The following is a 25,886-nucleotide window of genomic DNA, read 5'->3' as shown; positions in this document are numbered from 1 at the left end:
GCTTAAAGTTTACCGGCATCCTCGAGGATTTCCGTAGCCTTGGTCGCTGCGGCGTCGAGCGCTTCCTTGGACGTCTTGTCGCCAAGGATCGCAGCCTGGAGTTCGGGGTAGACCGCATTCGAAATCTCGATCCACTCGGCGAGCGGCGGTACCGGAAATGCGTTCTTCGAAGCTTCCTGGAAGGCGTTCAGGACTTCCGTCTTGTAGGCGTCGCCCTTGGCAGCCTCGATATTATACTCCCAGACCGCGGTGCGGCTCGGAAGCGGCCCGGCTGCGGATTCCAGCTTCTGACTGTCCTCGTTGGTCAGCCACCAGACGAGAGAAGCCGCGGCTTCCTTGTTGGCGCAGGATTCGGTGACCGAGAAGCCATGGAAGCCGGACCAGCCGGTGCGCTTGCCCGATGAACCGGCAGGCTGCACCTTGACGCCGACATTGCCGGCGATCTTGGAGGATTTCGGGTCGTTGAAGAATGTCGCCCAGCCCGGCCAATCCAGATTGAGCGCCACCGATCCCGATGCGAAGCCCTGGCCGAGGTCGTCCCAGAGATAGTTGGTGGTGCCGGCCGGAACCGCCTTGTCCTTGTAGAGCTTCACGAACCAGTCCAGCGCGCGCACGCCGGCTTCCGAATTGAACGAAGGCTTGCCTTCGCCATCGATATATTCACCGCCCTCGGCGACCAGCATTTCGTAGAAGCGGCCATTGATGGCCTCTTCCTTGCCCGCAAACTGCGTGCCGTAGAAATTCGGCGGCGCCGCGAAGAATTCGGCCTGGTCGGTGACCTGCGCCCATGTGTCCGGCGGCGTCAGGTCGTAACCGTATTTTGCCTTGAACGCCGTCTTCTTCTCCTCGTCCTGATAGAGGCTCTTCTGGTAATAGAGCGCGGACACGTCGAACTGGGCGCGCGGCAACATGACGAGCTTGCCGTCGAGGGTCGAAGCCTTGATGAGATTGGGCACGAAAGCTGCCAGTTCCTCGGCGGGAACGAGCGGGGTCAGGTCCGTATAGATGTCAGGATATTGCGGCGCGAACGAAGAGTGGTTGGAGCCGACGCACCAGGAAATGCTCCCCGTGGCGATATCGGACTTGATCTCCTTGTCGAGCTCGAAATGGTTCTTCTTCGACAGGATGTTGACCTTGGCGCCGGTCAGCTTCTCCCATTCCCCGATCCGCTCATAAAGCTTCTCATATTGCTGGCCGCCGATCAGCTTGGCGTCGATCGTGACGCCGTCAAACTTGCCCGGCAGTTCAGCGGCATTGCCCGCCTGTGCCAGGGTAAGTGCGATAACACCGGCGCAAACGCCGCAGAGCAGTTTTTTCATTGGAACCTCCCAGTTCGTCGGCGCCCAGGTCGCCCGTGACTCTCATATATAAGAAATCCATTTATATACAAACATTCCTTTCCGGTGATTGTCAATCTCAAGTAAGGCTTCGTAAAATGAATTTTCGTATATGAAGAGGGAAAGGGGAACCGCGATGGAAGAGGAAGACGAGCGATATCGGGCACCAGCCCTCGACAAGGGTCTGGACATTCTGGAGCTTCTTGCCGGCATCGACGGCAGCCTTACGCAAACCGAAATTGCCAAGGCCTTGCAGCGCACGCCCAACGAATTCTACCGGATGCTGGATCGGCTCGTGCGGCGCGGCTACGTGACCCGCACCGATGGTGACCGCTATGCGCTTACGCTGAAACTTTTCGGCCTTGCGCAATTGCATGCGCCGGTGCGCCGGCTTGTCGCCTATGCCATGCCGCTGATGCGCGAATTCGCTCAACGATCGAGGCAGGCGAACCAGCTGGCCGTCTTCGATCGCGGTTCGGTGGTGGTCGTGGCGCAGCAGGAAGCTCCGGATTACTGGGGCATTTCCATCCGCGTCGGGTCGCATGTCGGGCTGTTCAACACCGGGTCGGGACATGTGCTGCTCGCCTTCTCCACGCCGGAAGAGCGACGGCTGATGATCGCTGAAAACCGCCGCGGAGAGGAAGACAAGCCGTTGCCGGCAGAGCTGCTGGCGCGCTTCGAGCAGATACGCGAGCGAGGCTATGAAATGATGCCGAGCATGCAGACTGCCGGCGTGCATAACCTTTCCGCGCCTGTGCTCGCCTCCGACGGCCGCGTCATCGCGGCGCTGACCTGCCCCTATATCAGCCTGTTGGCGCCGGATGCGCCGGACATAGACCGGACGATCGCCATGCTGCTCGAGACCACCGGTCAATTGTCAAGCCTGGCCGGCTTCGGCATCGGATCGCCTAAGGGAGTCGCTTGAGGCTGGCCCGATACTCGCTGTTCAGCGTCTCGATCACCCGGCGGGGATCGCCGCCGTCGATGAGTGCCGCATTGATCAGTTCCGACGCCTTCTGCTGGAAATCCATGTAGCCATCATGGCGCGGACGCAGCCAGGCCGCCTCCAATGTCCGCCGTGTCGAAAGATAGAAGTCGGATGTCGTGGCATTGGCGGCAGCGCTTTCCCAGCCGCTGGCATGTCCGGGCTGGCCGCCCGCTGCGTGATAGAGGTTGGCCTGGACTTCCGCCCCCGCGACCCAGAATGCGAAATCCTCGGCCTCGCGCCGATGTTTCGTGAAGGCCGAAACGGCGATGCCGGTGCCGCCAAGCGCAGAACCAACGGGGCCGGACCTGCCCGCGGCCGGAATATCGGCGAAGCGGACGATGTTGGCGCGGTAGCCGGCCATGGCAAAATTCACATAGCCATAGATGAGCGGTGCGCAGGCCTCTTTCTGCCCGGCGGCAAGTCGTTCGAGCGCGCCGATCGGATCGAGCTGGAAATTCTCCGGATCGACGAAGGCCGCAAGTTCGCGCATCAGTTCCAGCACCTGCACGCCATGTTCGGGCGCAATGATCTCCTCCTGCCCATCATTATCGCACGGCGTGCCGAGATTGGCGGCCAAAGTGAAGAAGCTCATCAACCCGTGCGGCGGACGCAGCGGCCAGACGATCGCTCCCCGCCTGGCCAGCTCGACGATATCCTGCCATTGCGTCGGAGCAGCGGCAAGGAGATCGGGCCGCCATGCCTGCACCTGCGCCGCGGCATCGATCGGCAGCGCCCATTGGCGTCCGCGCCAATTGTAACTGATGAAGGATTTGCCGACGCTGGCCCGCGCCAGCTGCTGCAGCTCGCTCTCCCGGCCCGGCACATCGAGCGGATGGAGACAGGCCTCCTCCGTAATCTGCCCGACATGGGGATGGTCGATGACGATCAGATCATAGGCTTTCGCCAGTTCTTCGACCGGATAGCTCTCGAAATCCTGCAATGAACGTTTCGACCAGCTGATCTCGACGCCCGTGCGTTCGATCCAGGCGCTCGCGGCCGCGATCATTGGATCGTAGCCGCGCGGATGGCTCCAGGTCATGCCCTTCAATTTTACTGGGCTCATAGGGAAAACTCCTCGCGTATTGCGCGGCTGTGCTCGCCGACCCTCGGCGCCGCCGTCGATGTGCGGGCGCGCTGACCATCCACGCGGATGGGCGATCGCGTCGTCAGGATGGAAACGCCGTCTTCGCGTGTTACGGTCTGAAGCAGGTCCAATACCTTGAAGCCTTCGCTGGAGATCAACTGTTCCCAGTTCAGCACCGAGGCGCACCAGATATCCGCCGGTTCGAGAACCTGCAGCCATTCATCGGTGGTCCGCGTCGCAAGCTTTTCGGCAATGATCCGCTTGATCTCGTCGCGGGACGTGAACCAGGAGGATTTATCATCCGCGAAGGGCGTGAGCTCGTCGATTTCCAACAGCGCGGCGAGCCGCGAGATCGGCGTCATGGCGATGGCGATGAACCCGTCCCGCGTCGGATATACGCCGTAAGGCGCGGACAGGTAAGCGTGAGCGCTGCGGAAATTCGATCGCTTCGGCAGGCGCCTTCCATCATTGAGATGGGTGGTGAGCACTTCGAACTGGAAGTCGACGAGTGCCTCCAGCAGGCTTGTTTCGACATGGCTGCCCTTGCCGCTGATGCCCTTCCGCACCAGAGCCGCGAGTATGCCCTGCACCGTGGCTGCACCTGCCAGCATGTCGGCCACGGCGAGACCGAAGGGAACCGGCCCCTGACCGTCGTCGCCATTCAGCCACATCAGTCCCGAGCGGGCCTGCGCGAGCAGGTCCTGGCCCGGCCGCATGACCCACGGCCCTTCTTCGCCATAGCCGCTGATGCTGGCATAGACGATCGACGGGTTGATCTCCCTGACCTGTTCGTAGCCGAGGCCAAGCCTCTGGATCACTCCCGGCCGGAAATTCTGTATCACCACATCCGCCTTCCCGATCAGCGTCTTGAGCGCGGCCATGTCGGTCTCGTTCTTCATGTCGAGGGCGATACTTTCCTTGCCGCGATTGATCGCGTGGAAAATCGTGGAATCGCCGCCGATCTCCGTGTCGCTGAGGTAGAGCCCCCGCGAAAGGTCGCCGCCATCCGGTCGCTCCACCTTGATGATGCGGGCGCCGAGATCCAGCAGCCGCAGCGCGGCATAGGGGCCAGACAGAAACTGGCTCATGTCAAGCACGAGCAAGCCCTCGAGCGGAAGTGATGAAGTATCGTCCATGCGTTCCTCTATTGGTTTCTTCGGCCAACAGGCCATTTGTTTCTTATTTAAAAAGATATTTCATATATGGATGATCTGCGCAAGCCTGTTGCTGCCGGCAGGTACATTGTCCGCATCGGGGCTCTTTTGAGGATCGCCGATCTATGGTTTCTGTGGTTTACAGCCTGATCGGCGCAGTCGCCGACGAGACGGTGGGCCGTGAGGCGGGGAGACGAAATTGACGTTGAAGAATAATGGCTATGTATTCGCGTTGCTGGCGCTGGTCATCTTCTCGATCCAGGACGCGATATCGAAGTACCTTGGCACGTCATATCCACCGATCTTCATAGCGACCATCCGATTCTGGGCCTTCGGCGTTTTCGCCATCATCATCGCCGTCAGCAAGAGCGGGTCGCTGGCGCAGGCCATGCGCACCAAACATCCCTATCTGCAACTGTTGCGCGGCGCCGTCCTTGCGATCCAGGTGGCAGCCGTCATCACCTCCTTCGCGCTTGTCGGCCTCGCCAGGACGCAGGCGCTGCTGGCAGCAACGCCCTTGCTGGTGGCGCTGCTCTCGGTGCCGCTCCTTGGCGAGCGCGTGGGATGGCGCCGAATGCTGTCGATCTGCATCGGCTTTGCCGGCGTCATCCTGCTCCTCAGCCCCTCGGGCGGATCGTTCGAGATGACGCTCATCGTGCCGATCGTCTGCGTATTCCTCTATGGCTTCTACATCATCGCCACGCGAAGGGTGAGCCGCGACGATTCCGCCCTGACGAGCTTCTTCTACACGGGCGTCGCCGGCGCTGCAGCCATAAGCCTGGTCGGCCCGTTCTACTGGACCACCATGCCATGGGTGGACTGGGCATGGACGATCTCGATATGTATCACCGGCGCCCTCAGTCACTATCTGCTCATAAAAGCCTATGATCTTCTCGACGCCGTGGCGGTGCAGCCGCTGACCTATCTTCAGATCGTCTTTGCCGCGATCATCGGCGTGACCGTGTTCGGGGAGACCCTGAGCTACAATACGATCCTCGGATCGATCATCGTTACGCTGGCGGGGATATTCACGGTCTGGCGCGAAGCCATGGTGGCGCGGCAGAGGTCCCGCTCGCGCAAGGACACGCCAGCATGACGGTGACTTTGTCTTAGAAACTGGCAATCAGCCGCCCAAGATACATGGCGGCAGCCGCGAGAACGATGAACGCGATCATATATGGCCACAACCGCGTCAGGTAGGGACCGTAGTCGGGCTTGTCGTCCTCGCCGTTTGGAACACCCAACATCTGTGCCTCGGTGCTTGGCAGATCGTGAAAGCTGCGACGATGCAATTACGACGGCGAAGTTACGCCGATTCCCGATGAAGTCAAACCGCTGCCAGTTCGCGCCCGATCGGCATCTGCAGCGTCGGTACGGAGGCCGAACGGCGATGAAGAAACCCGCGCTCATGGCGCGGGTCGGTCAGCGGCTTGGGGTAGCTTGAGGGTTCATCCGGTCGATTTTTCGCGGAACGCGGCCTCTCCGGCATCGGAAATCTCGACCCATTTCTTGTCGGGCTCGCCACCGGCCTCATAGCTGTCGTGCCAGTTCCACCATTTGTAGGCCGGCGTTTGCGGGTAGCCCTGCGGGGAATCCTCCCATACTTCCTGGCGTCCGAGCGGCGTGATGTCGAGATAGTTCCAGGTGCCGCCCATCTGCTCGTCGCCGCGATTGTTGATGAAATAGGTACGGAAGATCTTTTCGCCGTCACGGTAGAACACATTGGTGCCGTGCCACTCGTCGACACCGAAATCGGCGTCAAAATCGTCGGTGATGGTAACCCAGGGAATGTTCGCCCAGCCCATCTTCGCCTTCAGCCGCTTGATATCGGCCTGCGGCGCGCGCGAGGCGAAAACAAGCGTCGTGTCGCGCGCATTGAGGTGCGCGACATGGGCAACCTGATCCGCCACCATTGAGCAGCCGCGGCAGGCATGGTCCGGCCAGCCGAATACGCCGGGTTCGTGGAAGGCCCGGTAGACGATCAGCTGGCGCCGGCCCTCGAACAGGTCGAGCAGGCTGGCGCGCCCGTTCGGGCCATCGAATTCGTAGGTCTTTTCCACCGCCAGCCATGGCATGCGCCGGCGCTCGGCGGCCAGTGCGTCCCGGGCTCTCGAATGGGCTTTTTCCTTTACCAGCATTTGCTGCCAGGCTGCCTCCCATTCCTGCGGCGAAACCACTGGCGGCTTCTGCATGGCGGGGCTCTCCGTCTGGCTTGTCGACTGGGTCATGACATGGACCTCCTTTGGTATCTCCACTCGAAACCGAGCGCAGTTCCCCAAAGCCATGGGCACTGCTGCTCTCGAATGAGTTTGGCATCAGATCCAGCATCGGGGTGAGTAACAACTGTGTCGTTATTCGCCCGGTGCCACCCGCGCCGTGCAACCGGTCCAGACACGGCAGCTTCCGGGAGCGCCAGAAGCTGCGGCTAGAATAATGATTGCTGGGCCGGTTCTGGCGGCGTCAGGCGAACACCCTCCAGTTCGAGCATCCGCTGCTTGGCGGTTGCGCCGCCCGGAGCGGAAAACCCGCCAAGCTTGCCGCCTGCCGCCAATACGCGGTGGCATGGTATGATCAGCGCAACCGGGTTGCGGGCCATGGCTTGGCCGACATCGCGCGCCGCTTCCGGTCCGGCGCCCAGTTCCCTCGCCAGCGCACCATAGGTCGTGGTCCGGCCCCAACCGACCTGCCGGGCCGCAGCGTAGATCCGCCTGAAGAAATCGTCCTGCTCCTCGAGATCGAGCGTCGCGCCGGAGAAATCGACCGGCTGGCCGTCGAAATAGCGTCGAACCGCCTGCACGACATGGGCTATCTCGGCTGTTGCCGCAGCGCGCGACGCGCCTTCCACCCGTCTGAGCAGGAGCCTTTCCGTCGCCTCGGCGCTTTTGGTGGGTAATTGAAACCGCGTGATCCCGCGTGCGTTCCAGGCGATGCCGCAATGACCGCCGGAGGTTTCGAAGATCAGGTAATGCTGTGACAGCCGCTCCATGACGCAACCTCATATCCTTTGCCGGGAGCATCGCGGTCACAGTGGATATTTGCAATCCGTTTCTTGCCCGGATCGAACTCTGCTGACGCGCCGCCTCGGCAACGTCGTGCATATTATCACTCGGCGGCGATAATGGGCGTAAATTCGGCATCATCGAAGGTGGGCAGCTTCTGCAGCTCGCCCCTTCCGTCCTTGATCTCCAGCACATGCGTATAGAAGGGACGGCCGCTGTTCGACAGTGGCGGTTCCTTCTCGTGCATGACGCTGATGACGATGGCGCCACGGCAATGCCTGTGGATCGATTCGTGGAATTCGATCTTGGAGAGGGGATCGAGCGCGCCCGTTGCCTCATCGAGGAACAGCACGCCCGGCTTGTGCAGCAATATGCGCGCCAGAACGAGCTTTTGCTTCTGCCCGCCGGAAAGCAGCTGGTCCCAGCTCGATCCATGGCGTTCCTCCTGCCCCATGAACTCGATGAGGTCGCCGAGCCCCGCATTGTGGAGGGCGGCAGCAACGAGCCGATCCTCATAAGCTTCTTCATGGGCTGGAAGACAGACGAGCTGCTTGAGCGAAACCGGCTGCAATTTCACGTCCTGCGCCGCGTAGATGGGATTGCTGTTCTCCGGCAGGGCGAATTTGCCTCGCCCATAGGGCCAGAGACCGTTCATGGCTTTCAGCAGGCAGGTCTTGCCGCTGCCGGATTCTCCCTTGAGATAGACCCAGTCTCCGGCGCGTATGCGCAGATGATCGATCTTCAGGAAGGGTATGTCGGCATTGTCGGCGTGCCGAAGCTCGACATCGCGCAGTGACAGGCCGAAGAGCTCATGCTGCTGCGAATACTGGAAATCATTTCCGGCCTCGGCACTTTCGTCCGGCCGAACCACCTCCTCGATCGCTTGCGCCAGACCGATGACCCGTTGCGCGTTCGCCTTGAGATTGGCGATCGCCGGCATGACCTGGATGAACCAGGAACATTCATTGATCATCGAGCCGACCAGCTCCGCGCCCGTGATGTAGGATTTCAGGCTCACGGCATTGCTCATATAGGGCAGCAGGCCCGGCATGTAGGCAACGATCCTGTTGGAGAGGAAGCCGTAGACCGCGGTAAAGGACATGTAGCCGGCATCGTAGCGGTTGAAGCGGGCCCAGCTATCGTCCACCTCGCTGTAGAGCTTGCCATTGATCGACTTCTGCACCGATTCCCCGGCCGATGCCGCCACCTGGAAGCTGCGCCGCAGGAAGGTCGTCAGCTCACTGCGGTAGCTGCCTTCGCTCTTCTGCATTTCCAGGGTGAGCTTTTCCAGGACGCGGCCAATGCGCATCGCCGCCCATGTACTGGCGGGCACATAGATGGCAATCGCCAGGAATGCGAGCGCGGCGCTGCCATAGGAGCCCAGAAACTCGAGGCCGGTAACCTCGGACGACATCTCGACCAGTTTCTGCCCGACGAACAGGATGGACATCACGACGCCGAGAATGCCCATGGCGAGGCCGATCGCGCCGCCGGTCATCGCCTTGATCGATTCATGGACGCGCTGGTCGATATTGTCGGGCGTCACGCCGCCTTGCTGCAGATGATAATGCGTATGGCCGCTGTCGAGCAGGGCACTATTGAAACAATCGTTCAGCCAGCCGCGCCATTTGCGATGCAGCGTCGTCGAGATGAGGTGCCGCAGCCCGACGAACCCGACCTCCTTCATGATCGCAAGAAGAACGAGCAATCCGGCATTCATCAGGATCGCCCGGCCGGGGTCCGGAACGAAGGGTTCCCGGATGGCGACGATGGAATTGAGCAATTCGCCCGCCGCCACGGCAATCCACACGCTGGCCTTGCTTGCAGCGGCCGTCAGGAGCGCGATAGCGCCTGTCAGCAACCACGCTTCAGCCCACCGGTCTGACGTCCAGTAGGCGCGAAGCAGGCCCCAGAAGCTGCGCATCGGCGCTACGGCGCTCGATCTCGGCCCTGGTCCCAGTGTTGGATTTTCCTTTGCAGAAGTCACGAATGCCCCAATCTGATCACCCCATAGTAGTAACACAATGTTACGTATTGCAACAATACGTGGTAAAAATTTGATTAAGAATGTGTCTGACGTGTCACTTTAAGTGCCGTCAGGCGTCCGGAAGCGGTGTTTGTCGCCGTTGTCGCGGTTTTCCTTCGCAATTGCGGATCGTTGGACTAATCTGGTCCTGGGCCGGCACGGCAAGAGGAGGGAAAGACGGAAAACCAGCGCTACATTCCGGCATTGCGCGTCCTGCACTGGCTGATCGCGGCGCTTGTCCTTGCGATCTGGCCGCTTGGAATGCTGCTCAAATATTTCCGTGAGGACGTGAAGCTCGACTTCTATCTCCTGCACGAATCCTTCGGTTTTCTGGTGCTTTGGCTCATGTTGATCCGTGTCGGCGCCCGGCTTTACGCCCCCTCGCATCCGCCGCGTGCCGGCGACTGGACCGGGGTGCTTGCCCGCAGCGTGCATTTCCTGCTCTACGTGATGCTGATCATCATGCCGATCAGCGGATTCCTCGCCACCAATGCCCATGGCTTTCCGCTGCGTTGGTTCGCCGTCGTGCCGATCTGGAGCCCCATCGGCAAATCACCGGACATCGCGCCCTATTTCAGCGCGGTGCATGTCATTGCCGCCTGGCTGATATTGTTGCTGGTCTGCCTGCATATTCTCGGGGCACTCTTCCATCATATCATTCGCAAGGACGATACAATTCAAAGGATTCTCTGACGGATGCAGCGCGTCGAAATGCCGGACGAGGTTTGGGTGGACCTGCTCGCCCGAAGGAATGGCCACAATTCGGACGGAAACGGGGGAAATGGCCCCAATCACAGGCTTTATGGACCGCTGGTACGAAGGGAACGCCCGTTCGTGTTGGCGCAGGTGGGTCAATCGCTGGACGGCCGCGTCGCGACGCCGGCGGGCGATGCGCGGGATGTATCCGGCAGCGGCGGCATAGCCCATCTGCATCGCTGCCGCGCCCTCATGGATGCCGTCATCGTCGGCGTCGGCACCATCGTGTCCGATGATCCGAGCCTGTCGGTCCGCGCCGTCACGGGCCCAAGTCCAATCCGCGTTGTGATCGATTGCAATGGGCGCATGCCAATGGGCGCCAAGTTCCTGAGCGATGGCGGCGAGAGGATCATTGTCATCCAGGCCGACGACGTCGATGTGCGGCCCGCCAATGCCGAGATCATACGGTTGCCGCGCACGGAACGCGGGCTCGACGTCGCCGATATCCTGCAGGCGTTGCGGCAGAGGGAACTGCGGTCGGTGCTGGTGGAGGGCGGCGCGAGGACGGTCGGCCGGTTTCTCGATGCCGACGCCGTCGATCGGCTCCATGTCGCCATATCGCCGATGATCATCGGCTCGGGCCCGACAGGCATCCTGCTGCCGCCCGTCCACAGGCTGACGGATGCGCGCAGGCCGAAGGTCGATGTCTACGACATGGGGACCGATATTCTCTTCGATTGCGATTTTCGCGCCAATGGCGGGTGATGGGCTCAGCCGGGGACTGCAAGCAGGTCCGTATGCCCGACGCGGCATGACGATCGCGCCGTCTCCGCCATCCGATGGGCATGCCAGCCGGCAATGTCGCGGGGTTCGATCATCTCCGTCTCGCCCGCCGCCCGCGCCAGCCCGTCGATGAAGGCGCGCTGAACTGCTTGCTGCGACGGGGAAACCATGTGCCAGTCACTCTTTGCGCACTCCGAGCGGTAACCCCTATCGGCCAGGGCTTGCTCCAGGATCGAAACGGCATCGGGCCCGGCGGCCGGCCCAAAACCCTTATCCGTCCTTTGGTGGCGGTTGAACGCCTCGATCACCGCATGGTCGAGCGGATGTTGCGGGTGAAACTCCACCGCACCGTCATAGTTCAGTGCCGCATAAAGCCCGGTGCCTGCCGTGCTGATCGCTTGTACCAGCGTCACCATAAAAGCTTCCGAACAGAGATCGAAAAGCGCCGAGGCCGTGACCAGCGTTGCACCTTCCAGCGGAAGCGATCCGACGTCTGCGATATCGGCCACGCGATAGGCGAGCCCGTCGCCATGGCGCTGGCGCGCTTCATCGAGAAGCGCCACGTCCATGTCGATCAGGCACCATCGTGCAGGCTCCGCCAGATGCGGTGCGAGCGCCCGATAGGTCGAGCCCGTGCCGCAACCGATATCGACGATGGACCCCGCAGAGCCGAGCCTCGCCGCCTGGCGCAGGAGTTCGCCATTGCGTGCTGCGCTGTCGAGCGGCTCCCGCAGGTCCAGCCAGGCGCTGTCGAAGCCGCTCATGCCTTGCTTTCGGCGGCAGCGGAAATCAGGGCGGCGCTTTCCGCCCAGCTCGGCAGGTTGGCGCCATGCCGGCGGGAAGCCGCGGCCATCGATGCGTGAACGGCCCGATCTTCCAGGAGCCGCCGCAGGGCGAGCGAGAAGCCGCCACTATCATCCGGTGCGACCAGAAAACCTGCATCTTCCGGCACCACCTCCGCTATTGCGCCGGCCCGGCAGGCGACGATCGGCACGCCATGGGCCATGGCTTCGGCAAAGACCATGCCATAGCCCTCATAGCGGCTGGCAAGAGCGAATATATCGCAGAACTCGAATTCCCGGCGCGTGTCCTCCACTGCGCCGACGAGCGTGATGCGGCTGGCTAGGGAAAGCTCCGATATCTGCCGCTGCAATGCCTGCGCGCAAGCCGGGTCCATGCTGCGGCTGCCGATGATACGGCATGTCCAGCCAAGGTCCGTCAGCTTTGCCAGGGCATCCACCAGCACGTCATGGCCCTTGCGCGGGATGATCGAACCGATGCTCAGGATCATGGGGCTGGATGGGTTCGGCTTCGACGGCGGCCCCGGGTCCGTTCCCGGCAGTGCAAGAACGATCCTGGCGGGCTCCACATCATAGACAGTTTCGAGCTGCCGCGAAGTGGTTGCAGATGTAACTATTATCGAGCGGGCGGCGGCGAGCGCCTGCCGCTCCGACCTTTCGAAGCCGTCCCGTACGTCCTCGGGAAGGCCGCCTTCCATGGCCAAAGGGTGGTGGACGAGCGCGATAAGGTCGAGTTTTTCTGCCAATTTGGCGGCGGCATGACCAAAAGTGCCGAATGCGAGGCCATCGACGATCACGGTCGAACGCGGCGGCAAGGAAGCGAGCTGCGCCAGCGCGTCGCCCATTACCGCTTTTTCGGGATAGGGAAAGCCGTCGCCGAGCGCTACGGGCGTCACCTCCCAGCCGAGCGTCCCCAACTCGCGGATGATGCGCCGGTCATAACCATAGCCGCCCGTGCGGGTGTCGAGGTCGCCGGGATAGGCGAAATAGAGCCGCCGCATCAGAGATCGGCCTCGTACCAGCCGCGGGCCATGTGAGATTCGTTCAAGAGCACGCGGATGCGGCAGATACGGTGGCTTCCCTCACCGAGCCCGCCCGATTTCACGGCCTGTGCCAATCCGTCGAAAATGTGCTTCGCGATCACCTCGGTGGTGGTGATCTTTCCAGAGAGCTCGGCGGCTTCGTCGAGGTTGCGATAGTTCAGCGGTTCGAGGACCTTGCGCAGTACCTGTGTCGCGAGCCCGATATCGACAGCCAGGCCGTTCTCGTCGAGTTCCCGCGTATAAAAGGCCGCGTCAACGACGAAAGTAGCGCCGTGCAGGGCCTGCGCCGGGCCGAATACCGGTCTCGGCAGGCTGTGGGCGATCATGATGTGGTCTCGTACTTCAATGGCGTACATGGGCTACCTTCAATAGACTATTCGATGGCAAAGCGTGGCGGGCGAAGCGATGATCTCGGCATAGGCTTCCGCCAATGCACCGAAGCGCGTCTCGCCTGAAATCAACAGGTCGAGCCTCGCATCCTTCAGCAGCTCAAGGGCTTTCGCCATGCGCCGCGCCGGCGTCCACCGCCTGGATCGGCTGGAGGGGATGGTGCCGACCTGCGAGCTGACGATCGAGAGCCGGCGGGAGTGAAACGCACTGCCGAGTATCAGGTTCACCGCCCTGTCGCCGTACCAGCTGGCTTCGACGATGCGCGCCTCGACACCGGCGCATGCAAGAGCCTCGGACAATGCCTCCTCCGAAGCGGAGCAGTTGACCACCAGATCGCATTCCCGCGGCAGATCGGGCGGCATGGCAAAGCCGATGCCGAGTTGCGCGGATATCTCCCGCCGCTGCGGATTGATGTCGACCAGCGTCACCTCAGCGCCGGGAACCCGCGAGGCTATATGGGCGGTCAGCAGGCCGACCACGCCGGCACCGAACACCGCGACGCGATCTCCCGGCAATAGTCCCGCGTCCCAGACGATGTTCAGCGCGGTTTCCATATTGGCCGCGAGTATGGCCCGGCCGGGCGGAACGCCGTCCGGAATCTCATGCACGTCCGCCTCCCGAACGATGAATTCGGACTGGTGCGGGTGAAGGCAGAATATGGTGCGGCCGAGCAGCCGTTCCGGCCCCGCCTCGACCGTGCCGACGACGCAATAGCCATATTTGACCGGAAAGGAAAATTCGCCCGCCTGGTAGGGGCATTTCATCGCCGTGAACTGGTCCTCGGGAACGCCGCCGCTCAATACAAGCGATTCGGTACCGCGGCTGATGCCGCCATGGCGGGCGCGGATCAGCACTTCGCCATCTGCAGGGGCGGCGATTTCCTCGGCAACGAGGGCGCATTTGCCCCGTCCTTCGATCCATAGAGCGCGGGCAGGTGGTTCGTCCGTCATCCGATTCAGTCCGCCGGTCTCGTCACTGACGGGCAGGTTAAGGTTTTTGCCGGCCTTGAGAAGGGCATCTTTGCGCGGGTGACCACTTTTTATTGAATCGCACAAGTTCAGGTGCGTTTGCTACAATCAGCCACTATCGGGAGGGCTGCGATGACGATATGGCCGGACACGGAGCAACTGGCGAAGCACGGACCTGCGAAAAAGAGCGGATCCGTGGCGCTGAACGCTTTTCGCCCCTGGGTCTGGCAACATGAGCGGTTTCTGGTGCTGGCCGGCACATGGCTCGGCGTTGGAACGGCCGCGCTTTGGCTGCATGACCGGCTGGCTCTGCCCTGGTATTACGCGCCGCTCTGCATGTCGCTTGCCGCATTGCTCGCATGGCTTGTCTGGCTCGGCTCGGCAACGCTCCCGCACAAGGGTTTCGGGGCCGCCAATATCGTCACTACGCTGCGTGCCGGCATGGTCTGCCTGCTGGCGGGGCTGTGCGTTGCCGAAAGCACTTCATTCGACAGCGGCTTGCTATGGAGCCTCGCGGCTCTGATATTGCTCATCCTTGGTCTTGATGGCGTCGACGGTTATTTCGCCCGGCAGCGCGCTACCGTGTCGCCCTTCGGCGCGCGCTACGACATGGAGGTCGATGCGGCGCTCATCCTTGTCCTGTCGCTGGTCGCGCTGGTCCTCGGCAAGGCCGGCGCATGGGTGCTGCTGATCGGCCTGATGCGCTATGTCTTCCTGCTGGCGCAGTGGCCTGCGCCACAGTTGCGGGCGGAGCTTGCGCCTTCGATGCGCCGCAAGGTTATCTGCGTCCTGCAGGTTGCTTCGCTCGGGTTGATGGTCACGCCTGTCCTGGTGCCGCCGGCATCAGAGTGGCTTGCCGCCGGCTGCCTCGGCGCACTGGTCTATTCTTTCGGCATCGATGTGTTCCATCTGCTGCGCGCCGGCAGAACTGTCGTTTGATGGTGGACAGTCGCTGGCTGCGCGCCGGACTGGCGCTGCTCATCTGCATCGTGATCGCGAACCTGCCGCTGCGGCCGGATCAATTCACGCTTCCTGCCTTCGCGGCAGTGCCGGCTGAAATCATCCTCGTCATCCTGGCGGCGACACTGGTTCGAGGCCGTTACGAGTGCGCGGGCCGGATCGTGCTGACCGCCGTTTTCGCCCTCGTTCTTTTGCTGAAGCTCGCGGATATCGGCGTATTTTCAGCGATATCGCGTCCGTTCAACCCCTATCTCGACGGAAAACTGCTCCTCGATGGATGGCGGCTGCTGAGCGCGACGGTCGGGATCATCAAGGCCTTGCTACTGGTTGCGACCGCCTTGCTCGGCTTCGTCGGCGTGTGCTGGCTGCTCTACTGGTCGCTGAGCGGCCTCTTTGCCATCAGCCGCCGTCGTCTTGTCGTCCCGGCGGCTGCAATTCTGGCGCTGGGCCTCACATTCGGTGGTACCGTCGCGCTGCGGCCGAACATGCTGTACGCCCTCGAGAGCCGCGTCGATCTGGTCCACCAATCCATCGCCGACATGGCGATCTTCGACAGGACGATCAGCGCCGATCCGCTCGCCGATATTGCCGATAGCGATCTTCTCGGGGCGCTTCGGGGCCGCGACGTGGTGCTCATCTTCGTCGAATCCTATGGCGAGGTCGCCATCCGCGATCCCCGCTATGCCGCGCGGATTGCCGGCCGGCTGTCTGCCATTGAAGGAGAGTTGGCGCAGGCGGGACTTGGTTCGCGCAGCGGATGGCTCGTTTCGCCCACGGTCGGCGGTCTTAGCTGGCTCGCCCATGGCACGTTGCTTTCCGGTCTCTGGCTCGACAGCCAGCAGCGCTACGACCGTATGATCGGCGGCGGCAGGGCGAGCCTCAATTCGCTGTTCCGCCAGGCTGGCTGGCGCAGCGTCGCCGTCATGCCCGCGATCACGATGGATTGGCCCGAATCCCGTTATTTCGGCTACGATATGGTCTATGCGGCGAAGAACCTCGGCTATCGGGGCAAGCCGTTCAACTGGGTGACGATGCCCGATCAATATACGCTCTCGGCGTTCGAGAGGCGGGAGCGCGGCCCTGGACACCGGCCAGTCATGGCCGAGATCGCCCTGATATCCAGCCATGCGCCGTGGACGCCTGTCCCCACATTGCTCGATTGGTCCCGGATCGGCGATGGCTCGGAATTCAACGAGCAGGCCGTCGCGGACGACCCGCCCGAACTGGTGTGGCGCGACAATGATCGGGTTCGGGATCACTATATCGCGACGATAGACTATGCCTTGCAGACCGTCGGATCCTATATGGCGCGGCATGGCCGCAATACGATCTTCGTCATTCTCGGCGACCACCAGCCCGCCCCGATCATCACCGGAGACACGGCATCGCGCGCGGTGCCTATCCATATCGTCGCCGATGATGTAATGTTGCTGGATCGCCTTGATGGTTCGCATTGGTCGCGGGGCATGCGGCCGGCCGGCGGCTCGGCAAGGCCGCGAATGGACGAATTCCGCGAAAGCTTCGTTCGAACTTTCAGCGCGCATGGCTGTTGCCAGCGGCAAGAGGCAGGCGCTAAACCGTCTGTGCCGTAGATCGGCGCATTCGAGGGCAATTTCCGGACAGGCTGGCTGCATCATGATGGGTACCAAACCGCAGATATTGTGCGTGGGCGCGCTGACGCTCGATACGATATTCCGGCTGGATGCGCTGCCGCCGGGCCCGGGAAAATACATCCCCTCGGAAGCCGTCGAAATCGCCGCGGGCATGGCCTCGAGCGCGGCGGCAAGCATTGCGCGGCTGGGCGGCAAGGTCGCGCTCTGGGCGTCGGCGGGGAAGGATGCGGTGGGCGACCGTCTCGTCGCCGAGCTTGAAGGCGAGGGGGTGGATTGTCGCCATGTGCGGCGCGTGGAAGACGCCCGCAGCGCATTCTCTTCGATCTTCGTCGATGCGGCCGGCGAGCGCATGATCGTGCCGTTCTACGACAAGCGCCTGTTGTCGATGCCTGAGGCGACGCCGCCTGTAGATAACGCGTTCGACGTCGTGATGACGGATGTGCGGTGGCCGCTGGCGGCAGTAGCCGCTTTGAAGGCGGCAAGGGCAGCGAACGTGAAATCTGTTCTCGATGCCGACACTGCGCCGCTTGAAGTGCTCGAAACCCTGCTGCCGCTCGCTACTCACATCGTTGCTTCGGAACCGGCTGCGCAAGTGGTTACCGGTGAAACCAATATTGTCCACGCCACCACGGCGCTTGCGGCCCGATATGGCCGCGCCGGAACCTTCGTCGCGGTGACCGGCGGCACGGAGGGCTGCTGCTGGTGGGACGAGGGGCGAAATGGCGTCGTCCATATGCCGGCATTCGACGTGGCGAGCGTCGATACGCTGGCGGCGGGCGATGTTTTCCACGGGGCATTCGCCTGGGGTCTCGCACAGAACCAGCCGATCGACCAGATCATCCGCTTCGCCAGCGCCGCGGCCGCCATCAAATGCACGCGGTTCGGCGGGCGTGCCGGTGCCCCCACAGTCGCCGAAGTGGAGGCATTCCTGTCCGCTCGGCGATGAGACCTATCGGTGGTTGCAACAGGTTGACATTCAACTAACATGTCAGTTAGTGTTCACCTATGGACATGGGAGGACAAAGTGTCTGACGTCAATCGGTTTGGGCTATCCGCCGCGCTTGCAACGCCATTTGACAGCGCGATGCGCATTGATACGGGCAAGGCGCTCGAACATGCCAATTTCTGCCTGGACAATGGCTGCGGCAGTGTCACGCTGTTTGGAACCACGGGCGAGGGGTCCTCGATCAGCAATGAGGAGCGTGGCCTGCTCCTGAGGGCGTTTATCGACGGCGGCATCGAGCCACGGCAGATCGTTATCGGCGTCATGGCCAATTCCTATGTCGATGCCGCCGAACAGACGCGTCAGGCGCTCGATGCAGGGTGCCGTAGTGTACTCCTGGCCCCGCCATCCTACTTCAAGAACCTGAGCGACGACGGGCTTTTCGAATGGTTTTCAGCGGTGTTCACCCATGTCGGCACCGGCTGCCGCGATATCATCCTCTATAATATTCCTTCGGTCACGGCGGTGGAAATCTCCGTCGCGCTTGTCAGCAGATTGCGCGAGGCATTCCCGGCCGCAGTCGCCGGCGTCAAAGATTCGTCCGGCAACTGGCCCTACACGGAGACGCTGCTTGCGGCGCACCGGGATATAGCGATATTGATCGGCGATGAGCGCTCTTTGTCGGCGGGTGTGCGCCTCGGCGGGCAGGGGGCAATATCCGGCCTTGCGAATATCTATCCGGATCGCCTGTTGGTGATGGCGACGGAGGGGCGGGACGACCAGTCGGTCGTGGATGCCGTGAACGAGATCGTCAAGTTTCCGGTGATCCCGGCAGTGAAGGCATTGATCGCGCACCAGACCGGCGATGATGGCTGGCGGCGGGCGCGGGCGCCATTGCAATCGATCCCGGTATCGGATGCAAATCGGCTGCGCGGCATTTTCGACCGCTTGTTCCGGGCTTCGGCAGCCTAGTGGAATAGCCGGCGATCGGCTAAGGGAGGAACGCATGGACGACGGCAACGAGCCGGTAAGATTGCGGGAAAAGGCCTATGCCAGCTTCACCGAACATCTGCTTGCTCGCGATATAAATCCGGGCCAGTTCGTCTCGCAGCGCCAGCTGGTGGCGATGACCGGCATGCCGCTCGGCGCTATCCGCGAACTGGTGCCCCGCCTCGAGGCCGAAGGGCTGGTGAAGACCATTCCGCAGCGTGGCATCCAGATTGCCCATATCGACCTCAATCTCATCCGCGAGGCGTTTCAGTTCCGCCTTTTCATGGAAAAGGAGGCGGTCGCGCTATTCTGCCAGTCGGCGTCGGACGAGCTTCTCGCCAGGCTGCGCAAGGAGCACCAGGATACGCTGGACGAAGCGCTGCAAGCGGCTGAAACGCCGGAGCTCGAATTGCGGGCACAGGCGATCGACTGGAACCTGCATGAAACGATCATCGATTCGCTTGGCAACGAGATCATCGCCCGGGCCTATCGGATCAATGCGATCAAGATGCGCCTGATCAACCAGGAGCGATTCCGCATTACCGGCCGGGTTGTTCCGGTCATGCGGGAGCATCTGGCCGTATTGACGGCGATAGAGAGCCGCGACCCGCAGACAGCCATGGATGCAATTGCCGTTCACATCAACAATGCGCGTAATCTGGCTTTGAAAATCTAAACATCCCGCGCGGGAATGGGAGTTGCCGCCCGGGAGATAACAATGGAGGAAACCATGCACACCAAATTCATGCGGCCGACGCGCCGTCAGTTTCTCGCCGGCACGGCGGCCCTGGGCGCGGCAGGAATAACGGGCCTGAAGCCGGCTTTGGCCAATGTCGACTGGAAGAAATATGCCGGCACGACAATCGAGGTGAACCTCATCAAGAGCCCGCGCGGTGATATTCTCCAGAAATATCAGAGCGAATTCGAGGAATTGACAGGCATCAAGGTCAATGCGGAGCAGACGCCGGAACAGCAGCAGCGCCAGAAGGCGGTGATCGAGCTGACTTCGGGCCAACCGAGCTTCGATGTCGTCCACATCAGCTATCACGTGCAGAAGCGCCAGTTCGAGAAGGGCAAGTGGCTCGCCGACCTGTCGGGCTTCCTGAAAGATCCGAGCCTGACCGATCCTTCGCTGACCGAGAGCGATTTCGCCGAAGCCGGTCTTGCCTTCGCCAAGGACAAGGATGGCCGTTTCGGTGGCCTGCCATTCTCGGTCGATTACTGGATCGTCTACTGGAACAAGGACCTGTTTGCCGCCAAGGGCGTCGAATATCCGAAGACTTTCGACGAGCTGGTCGCGGCGGCCGAAAAGCTGACCGACAAGGACAACGGCATATATGGTTTCGTGGCGCGCGGCATGAAGAACGCCAATACGCCGGTTTGGGCGAGCCTCATGCTCGGATACGGCAAGAGCACGATCGAGGACGGCCAGCTTCTCACCGATACGCCCGAGGCTATCGAAGCCGCCAAGATGTATCAGCGCCTCATGACCAATTCGGCGCCTCCCGGCGTCACCGGCTTCAACTGGGCCGAATGTCAGTCGAGCTTCCTGCAAGGCAAGGTTGCGATGTGGCTGGACGGCATCGGTTTTGCACCGCCGCTCGAAAATCCGCAGAAGTCGCGTGTCGTCGGCAAGGTTGGCTACGGATTGATGCCGAAAGGCCCGAACGCCCAGGCTGCTCCAACCTTTGGCGATGGTATCGGCGTCACTGAAGCATCCAAGAACAAGGAGGCCGCCTATCTCTACTGCCAGTGGGCGATCTCGAAGGAAATGGGCGCGCGGCTTCTCCAGACGGGCTCAGGCGTGCCGTTCCGCAATTCCATCCTGAACGACGCCGAGGTCCGCAAGGGCGTGACCATGCCGTCCGAATGGGTCGACGTTCTGTCGGAATCGGCAAAGGTCAGCAAATTGTGCCTGCCGGTCATCGTCCCCGTTACCGAATTCCGTGACATCATGGGCGTCGGTCTGACCAATATGCTCGGCGGCGCCGATCCGGCTGCGGAATTGAAGCGCGCCACCGAGGAATTCCGCCCGATACTCGCCCGCAGTGAGGGCCAATGACATCGGCCGCCCCAACCATGAGCGCATCGAGGCGTACAAAACCGCCGGAAAAGCGCAGAAGCCGCTTGAAGCCGAGCTACTGGCCCTTCGTTATTCCAGCTCTCGTCATCGTTGGGGCGGTGATCGTGTTTCCCTGGGCATTCACGCTGTGGATGAGCGTGAATGAATGGCAGGTGGGCAGCGGCCAGCGTTTCGTCGGACTTGCCAATTTCTCGCGCCTGGCCTCGGACGCCCGCTTCTGGGAATCGATGGTCCATACGGTCATCTATACCGTCCTGTCCGTCATCGCGCCGCTGGTCCTCGGCACCCTGGCAGCGCTGGTCTTCGATACGAAGCTTCCGATGCGCGGATTGCTGCGGGGCATCTTCGTCATGCCGATGATGGCGACGCCGGTCGCGGTCGCGCTGGTCTGGACGATGATGTACCATCCGCAACTGGGCGTCCTGAACTATCTCCTGTCCTTCCTCGGCATCGGGCCGCAGGAATGGATATTCAACCAGAATACGGTCATCCCTTCGCTGGTGCTCGTCGAGACCTGGCAATGGACGCCGCTCATCATGCTCATCGTCCTCGGCGGACTGGCATCCATGCCGCGCGATCCCTTCGAAAGCGCGGAGATCGACGGCGCCAGCAATTGGCAGAAGTTCCGCTACATCACGCTGCCGATGATCCTGCCATTCATGATGGTGGCGGTGATCATCCGGTCGATAGATGCCCTGAAGAGCTTCGACATCATTTTCGCGATGACGCAGGGCGGGCCGGGCACGGCATCCGAGACGATCAACATCTATCTCTATAATGTCGCCTTCGCCTATTACGACATTGGTTACGCCTCGGCGATTGCGGTCGTGTTCTTCATCGTCATCATTTCCATGTCGCTCGCCCTTCTGGCATTGCGGCAACGGACCAAATGGAACAGCTGAGGAGCAGGACAATGGCGCGTCGCCGCATCAAACCGCTGAAGATCCTCGGCACCGGTTTCCTCGTCTTCGTCATCGTGTCGCCGGCGATCTTCTTCTTCCTGTGGATGCTCTCGCTGTCGCTGAAATACGAGATCGACAACGGAGCCTATCCTCCGATCCTCATTCCGGAACAATTCGCCTGGTCGAACTACACCGAGATCTTCGCGGCGAACGATTTCCTGCTCTATTTCTGGAACAGCCTCATCGTCACCGGCGCGGCCACGGTGCTCGCCCTGCTTGTCGGCGTCCCGGCGGGCTATGGCATCGCGCGCCTGCGCGCCGACAAATCGGCGATCGTCATCATGATTGCCCGCATGACCCCGGGCCTGTCCTATCTCATTCCCTTGTTCCTGCTCTTTCAGGGGCTCGGCCTGCTTGGCACGCTATGGCCGCAGATCATCATCCATCTCGTCGTGACCGTGCCGATCGTCATCTGGATCATGATCGGCTATTTCGAAACCACGCCGATCGAGCTCGAAGAGGCGGCGATGATCGATGGCGCCACGTCCTGGCAGGTCTTCCGCATGGTCGCCTTGCCCATAGCCAAGCCCGGCATCGTGGTTTCGCTCATCCTTGCGGTCATCTTCTCCTGGAACAATTTCGTCTTCGGCATCGTGCTCGCGGGGCGTGAGACACGCACGCTGCCGGTCGCCGTCTATAACATGCTGTCATTCGAGCAGGTCAGCTGGGGCCCCCTGGCTGCCGCCGCGCTGATCGTGACCCTGCCGGTCCTGCTCCTCACAATATTCGCACAGCGGCAGATCATCGCCGGCCTGACCGCGGGCGCCGTCAAGGGCGGCTGATCAGACATAAAGGAAAGCCGATGGCCTCTGTATCCATTCGAGACGTTACGAAAACCTACGGCAATGTGGACGTGATGCACGGCGTCTCGGTCGATATCGAAGATGGCGAATTCGTCATCCTCGTCGGGCCTTCCGGCTGCGGCAAGTCAACGCTTCTGCGGATGATCGCCGGGCTCGAGGAGATCACCGGCGGCGAGATCGCCATTGGCGACCGCGTCGTCAACGATCTGCCGGCCAAGGAACGCGACATCGCCATGGTGTTCCAGAACTACGCGCTCTATCCCCACATGACCGTGGCCGACAATATGGGCTTTGCCCTGATGCTGAAGAAAGCCGCCAAGGAGGAGAAGGCGAGCAGGGTAGGCCGGGCCGCCGAAATCCTCGGCCTCGAAAAGCTGCTCGACAGGTTTCCGCGTCAATTGTCGGGCGGCCAGCGCCAGCGGGTCGCGATGGGGCGGGCGATCGTGCGCGATCCGCAGGTGTTCCTGTTCGACGAGCCCCTGTCCAATCTCGACGCGAAGCTGCGCGTCCAGATGCGAAGCGAGATCAAGGGGCTGCACCAGCGGCTGGGCACGACGATAGTCTACGTCACCCATGACCAGATCGAGGCCATGACCATGGCCGACAAGATCGTGGTGATGAAGGACGGGCTCGTCGAGCAGATCGGCTCGCCGCTTGATCTTTATGATCATCCGGCGAATTTGTTCGTCGCCGGTTTCATTGGTTCCCCGGCAATGAACTTCATCCGTGGCAAGGCCGACGGCGATGGATTCACCACCGCAGACGGCATCAAGCTGCCCATGCCGAAGGATGCCGCCCGCTTTTCCGGCGACGCCATCTATGGCCTGCGCCCGGAGCATATCAGCCTGGTTCCGGCGGGCATTCCGGTTCATGTCGATGTGGTCGAGCCGACGGGGTCGGAGATCATGGTCGTAGGCAAGCTTGGAGAACAGGATATTTCCTGCCTGTTCCGCGAACGCCATTCGATCAAGCCGAACGAGACCATCCATATCGCGCTCGATGCCGCCAAGGCGCATCTCTTCGACGCGGCAACGGGCATGCGCCTCGCCAGCACCGTGGGCAATTGAGCCACGGCCTCAGTCGAATATCTTGCCGGGGTTCATTATTCCGCGCGGGTCGAGAAGGGTCTTGACCGATCGCATCAGCGAGAATTTCACCGGATCTGCATAGGCGGCGAGCTCGGTCTTTTTCTCGCTGCCGATGCCATGTTCGGCCGAGAAGGAACCGCCAACCGCGCGCAGTTCGCCATAAAGCGCCGCCTTGGCCGCATCCTCGTCGGCAGGGCGGGAGACGCCGGCGATGCCGACATGGAGATTTCCATCCCCGAGATGGCCGAACACGAAGCCTGACAGTCCGATCCGCGCGAGGCGCTGGTAGAAGCCGTCCAGCCAGGCATCGAGAGCATTGAGCGGCACCGAGACATCGAACCACAGGCTGGTGGGGTGGATACGGTTAACGACATTGCTGTCTTCGCGTATGTTCCATATCTCGGACCGTTCCTTGCCATTGCGGGCGATGAGCGCGTCGATGACGGCGGCGCTTTCGAGCGGTGCGGTCAGTGCGGCTTCAAGCTGCTCCTGCGCCCGCGACGCGTCATTGGCATCATTCTCGACGATCAGGTAGGCCGGTGCCGGCGCGAACTGCGCGAGCGACGGCGGACCGAGCGTTTGCGCTGCGAGGCCGAAATAGTCCTCTGCCATGAATTCGCAGCGCAGGAGGCCAAGCTCGCGATTGGCGTTGAACTCGTGGAACAGGCCGACCGCGGCGGTGACGCTGCTGCAGGCGACGAGCGCGGTGGCCGTGTGGCGTTCGCGGGGGACGAGCTTGATCACCGCCCTTGTCACCATGCCGAGCGTGCCTTCGGAGCCGATGAACAATTGCTTCAGATCGTAGCCTTCGTTGGACTTGGTGACCTTGGCCATGTCGCGCATGACGCGCCCGTCGGCGAGGACGGCTTCCAGCCCCAATATGCGCTGGCGCATCGTGCCATGGCGGAATGCGTCCATGCCGCCGGCATTGGTCGCGATCATGCCGCCGATGGTGGCGCTTCCCCGCGATGCAAGATCGATGCCCGGCGAAAGTCCGTGCTGCGCGGCTGCATCCTGCAACCCCTGCAGCGTCACCCCCGCCTGCACCACCGCAATGCCGGCCTCCGCGGATATTTCCTCGATCTGGGCCAGCAATGACAGCGAAAGGATGATTTGGCCGGGGCGCGAGACACCGCCGCCGACAAGGCCGGTCCGCCCGCCATGCGGGACGATAGCTATGGCGCTTTCGTTGCAGAGCGCGGCAATCCGCGAAACCTGGTCCACCGTGGCCGGGCTGACCAGCACCGCCGCATCGAGATTGCGTGGATCGGCACCGCTGTCGAGCAGGCCTATGGCATCGCCGGTCTTCAGATTGCGGTCGCCGACGATGGCGCGCAGCCTGTCCAGAATGTGTTCGTCGATCATTGCGGGTCCGAATCCGTACGGCGCTCGAGATAGATGCGCGCGGCGAGGATGATGGCGGTCACGACGATAAGCACGACGGAGATCGCCGCGATGGCCGGGTCGATATTGTCGCGCAGGCCCATCCACATCAGCCGCGGCAGGGTGATGGCGTTGACGCTGGTTATGAACAGGGTCACGCCGATCTCCTCCCAAGAAAGGACGAAGGACAGCAGCGCCGCGGTCAGGATGCCGAACTTGATGTTGGGGATGATGATGCGGACGGCGCGGGTGGCAAGGTTTGCACCGAGGCCGCGCGCGGCAAGGTCGATACGCCTGTCGACCTGATAGAGCGCGACGAGGATGAGCACGACCGCGAAGGGCGTGGTCATCACCGCATGGGCGAGGGCGACACCGAGCCAGGTGTCGTAGCCGACCCAGCTGTTGAAGCTCGAAAGTGCGGTCATCAGGAAATAGAGCGTCATTGCCGAGACGACGGGCGGCACCACGAGCGGCAGCAGGACGAAGCCGATCAGGATCGCGGAGAACCTCGGCTGCAGCATCCAGATGCCGAGGCCGAACAGGGTGGCGAGCGCGGTTGCTATCAGGCTCGACACTATGCCGATCCTCAGGCTGAGGAGGATGCTCTGCCCCCAGGCGGGATTGTCGAGCAGGGCCTGGTAGTGGCGCAGCGACAATGTCCCGCTGGGCATGGAGAGGAAGCGGGCTGGGGTGAACGATACGGGTATCACCGCCAGCAGCGGCATGAGCAGGAACAGCGCCACTGCCGTCGCGAGGAGGAGGATGATCGGGCCGGGTCGCGTCGAAACCATGA

Annotated in this window: 26 protein-coding genes; 13 read left to right on the top strand and 13 right to left on the bottom strand. The window is 62.0% G+C overall.

All coding sequences use genetic code 11. The features are described from left to right. Positions 1–2 precede the first annotated feature (2 nt). Positions 3–1,319, bottom strand: a complete 1,317-nt coding sequence (locus OSJ75_RS11405; protein WP_267228128.1) for an ABC transporter substrate-binding protein — start codon at positions 1,317–1,319, stop codon at positions 3–5. Between the two features lie 154 nt (positions 1,320–1,473). Between OSJ75_RS11405 and OSJ75_RS11400 the strand changes: the two genes are divergently transcribed. Next, positions 1,474–2,262 (top strand): IclR family transcriptional regulator, encoded by a 789-nt coding sequence (locus OSJ75_RS11400; RefSeq protein WP_267228127.1) that lies wholly within the window; start codon positions 1,474–1,476, stop codon positions 2,260–2,262. On the opposite strand, the gene OSJ75_RS11395 is transcribed toward OSJ75_RS11400, so the two are convergent. Beyond that, positions 2,246–3,388: an ABC transporter substrate-binding protein gene (locus OSJ75_RS11395; RefSeq protein ID WP_267228126.1), complete on the bottom strand. Its 1,143-nt coding sequence runs from the start codon at positions 3,386–3,388 to the stop codon at positions 2,246–2,248. The two genes, OSJ75_RS11400 and OSJ75_RS11395, sit on opposite strands and share 17 nt — an antisense overlap. Continuing rightward, positions 3,385–4,545, bottom strand: a complete 1,161-nt coding sequence (locus OSJ75_RS11390; RefSeq protein WP_267228125.1) for a CaiB/BaiF CoA transferase family protein — start codon at positions 4,543–4,545, stop codon at positions 3,385–3,387. The genes OSJ75_RS11395 and OSJ75_RS11390 overlap by 4 nt, the downstream gene beginning before the upstream one ends. Before the next feature lie 217 nt (positions 4,546–4,762). On the opposite strand from OSJ75_RS11390, the gene OSJ75_RS11385 reads away from it, so the two are divergent. Beyond that, positions 4,763–5,659: a DMT family transporter gene (locus tag OSJ75_RS11385; RefSeq protein ID WP_267228124.1), complete on the top strand. Its 897-nt coding sequence runs from the start codon at positions 4,763–4,765 to the stop codon at positions 5,657–5,659. A gap of 13 nt (positions 5,660–5,672) precedes the next feature. Here OSJ75_RS11385 and OSJ75_RS11380 read toward each other — a convergent pair whose 3' ends face one another. The 4 genes from OSJ75_RS11380 to OSJ75_RS11365 form a co-directional block, all read right to left on the bottom strand. After that, complete coding sequence (locus OSJ75_RS11380) at positions 5,673–5,810, bottom strand: hypothetical protein (RefSeq protein ID WP_250018872.1); 138 nt, start codon at positions 5,808–5,810, stop codon at positions 5,673–5,675. 201 nt (positions 5,811–6,011) lie between these two features. Continuing rightward, complete coding sequence (locus tag OSJ75_RS11375; protein ID WP_267228122.1) at positions 6,012–6,791, bottom strand: DUF899 domain-containing protein; 780 nt, start codon at positions 6,789–6,791, stop codon at positions 6,012–6,014. 197 nt (positions 6,792–6,988) lie between these two features. Next, positions 6,989–7,549 (bottom strand): methylated-DNA--[protein]-cysteine S-methyltransferase, encoded by a 561-nt coding sequence (locus OSJ75_RS11370; RefSeq protein ID WP_267228121.1) that lies wholly within the window; start codon positions 7,547–7,549, stop codon positions 6,989–6,991. Positions 7,550–7,665: 116 nt separating this feature from the next. Further along, complete coding sequence (locus OSJ75_RS11365; RefSeq protein ID WP_267228270.1) at positions 7,666–9,486, bottom strand: ABC transporter ATP-binding protein/permease; 1,821 nt, start codon at positions 9,484–9,486, stop codon at positions 7,666–7,668. A 306-nt stretch (positions 9,487–9,792) separates the two neighbouring features. Between OSJ75_RS11365 and OSJ75_RS11360 the strand changes: the two genes are divergently transcribed. Beyond that, entirely contained in the window at positions 9,793–10,281 is a 489-nt protein-coding gene (locus OSJ75_RS11360) for a cytochrome b (protein ID WP_267228120.1), read from the top strand. A gap of 3 nt (positions 10,282–10,284) precedes the next feature. Beyond that, positions 10,285–11,049: a RibD family protein gene (locus OSJ75_RS11355; RefSeq protein WP_267228119.1), complete on the top strand. Its 765-nt coding sequence runs from the start codon at positions 10,285–10,287 to the stop codon at positions 11,047–11,049. Positions 11,050–11,054: 5 nt separating this feature from the next. Here OSJ75_RS11355 and OSJ75_RS11350 read toward each other — a convergent pair whose 3' ends face one another. Genes OSJ75_RS11350 through OSJ75_RS11335 form a run of 4 tightly spaced genes read right to left on the bottom strand, consistent with a single transcriptional unit; the run spans position 11,055 to position 14,250 of the window. Further along, positions 11,055–11,831 carry a class I SAM-dependent methyltransferase gene (locus tag OSJ75_RS11350; protein WP_267228118.1) on the bottom strand — a complete coding sequence of 259 codons (777 nt, stop codon included), beginning with the start codon at positions 11,829–11,831 and terminating at the stop codon, positions 11,055–11,057. Continuing rightward, positions 11,828–12,868: a glycosyltransferase family 4 protein gene (locus OSJ75_RS11345; protein ID WP_267228117.1), complete on the bottom strand. Its 1,041-nt coding sequence runs from the start codon at positions 12,866–12,868 to the stop codon at positions 11,828–11,830. Before OSJ75_RS11345 ends, OSJ75_RS11350 begins: the two co-directional genes overlap by 4 nt. Then, a complete protein-coding gene (locus OSJ75_RS11340) occupies positions 12,868–13,266 on the bottom strand; it encodes a 6-pyruvoyl trahydropterin synthase family protein (protein ID WP_267228115.1) in 399 nt (132 codons plus the stop codon). The genes OSJ75_RS11345 and OSJ75_RS11340 overlap by 1 nt, the downstream gene beginning before the upstream one ends. Before the next feature lie 9 nt (positions 13,267–13,275). After that, positions 13,276–14,250, bottom strand: coding sequence for a zinc-dependent alcohol dehydrogenase (locus OSJ75_RS11335; protein WP_267228114.1), 975 nt, complete (start codon positions 14,248–14,250; stop codon positions 13,276–13,278). A gap of 150 nt (positions 14,251–14,400) precedes the next feature. Here OSJ75_RS11335 and OSJ75_RS11330 point away from each other — a divergent pair, with 150 nt between their 5' ends. Genes OSJ75_RS11330 through OSJ75_RS11290 form a run of 9 tightly spaced genes read left to right on the top strand, consistent with a single transcriptional unit; the run spans position 14,401 to position 23,689 of the window. Then, positions 14,401–15,207, top strand: a complete 807-nt coding sequence (locus OSJ75_RS11330) for a CDP-alcohol phosphatidyltransferase family protein (protein WP_267228113.1) — start codon at positions 14,401–14,403, stop codon at positions 15,205–15,207. Next, entirely contained in the window at positions 15,207–16,820 is a 1,614-nt protein-coding gene (locus OSJ75_RS11325; protein ID WP_267228112.1) for a sulfatase-like hydrolase/transferase, read from the top strand. Before OSJ75_RS11330 ends, OSJ75_RS11325 begins: the two co-directional genes overlap by 1 nt. Before the next feature lie 46 nt (positions 16,821–16,866). Continuing rightward, a complete protein-coding gene (locus OSJ75_RS11320) occupies positions 16,867–17,787 on the top strand; it encodes a PfkB family carbohydrate kinase (protein ID WP_267228269.1) in 921 nt (306 codons plus the stop codon). Positions 17,788–17,826: 39 nt separating this feature from the next. Then, positions 17,827–18,756: a dihydrodipicolinate synthase family protein gene (locus tag OSJ75_RS11315; protein WP_267234729.1), complete on the top strand. Its 930-nt coding sequence runs from the start codon at positions 17,827–17,829 to the stop codon at positions 18,754–18,756. 34 nt (positions 18,757–18,790) lie between these two features. Then, positions 18,791–19,450 carry a GntR family transcriptional regulator gene (locus OSJ75_RS11310; RefSeq protein WP_267228110.1) on the top strand — a complete coding sequence of 220 codons (660 nt, stop codon included), beginning with the start codon at positions 18,791–18,793 and terminating at the stop codon, positions 19,448–19,450. Between the two features lie 54 nt (positions 19,451–19,504). Then, positions 19,505–20,836, top strand: a complete 1,332-nt coding sequence (locus OSJ75_RS11305; RefSeq protein WP_250018860.1) for an ABC transporter substrate-binding protein — start codon at positions 19,505–19,507, stop codon at positions 20,834–20,836. A gap of 17 nt (positions 20,837–20,853) precedes the next feature. Continuing rightward, on the top strand, positions 20,854–21,759 hold the full coding sequence (locus tag OSJ75_RS11300) for a carbohydrate ABC transporter permease (protein WP_416362559.1): 906 nt from the start codon (positions 20,854–20,856) through the stop codon (positions 21,757–21,759). 11 nt (positions 21,760–21,770) lie between these two features. Next, positions 21,771–22,601, top strand: a complete 831-nt coding sequence (locus OSJ75_RS11295) for a carbohydrate ABC transporter permease (protein ID WP_267228107.1) — start codon at positions 21,771–21,773, stop codon at positions 22,599–22,601. Between the two features lie 20 nt (positions 22,602–22,621). Then, positions 22,622–23,689 (top strand): ABC transporter ATP-binding protein, encoded by a 1,068-nt coding sequence (locus OSJ75_RS11290; protein WP_267228106.1) that lies wholly within the window; start codon positions 22,622–22,624, stop codon positions 23,687–23,689. A 9-nt stretch (positions 23,690–23,698) separates the two neighbouring features. Here OSJ75_RS11290 and OSJ75_RS11285 read toward each other — a convergent pair whose 3' ends face one another. Further along, positions 23,699–25,075, bottom strand: coding sequence for an FAD-binding oxidoreductase (locus OSJ75_RS11285; protein WP_267228105.1), 1,377 nt, complete (start codon positions 25,073–25,075; stop codon positions 23,699–23,701). Beyond that, entirely contained in the window at positions 25,072–25,884 is an 813-nt protein-coding gene (locus OSJ75_RS11280; protein WP_250018855.1) for an ABC transporter permease, read from the bottom strand. Before OSJ75_RS11280 ends, OSJ75_RS11285 begins: the two co-directional genes overlap by 4 nt. Between the last annotated feature and the right edge of the window lie 2 nt (positions 25,885–25,886).

This window comes from Phyllobacterium sp. 0TCS1.6A, from assembly GCF_026420825.1.
Taxonomy (GTDB): domain Bacteria; phylum Pseudomonadota; class Alphaproteobacteria; order Rhizobiales; family Rhizobiaceae; genus Phyllobacterium.
This window is presented reverse-complemented; position numbering and strand designations above follow the sequence as displayed.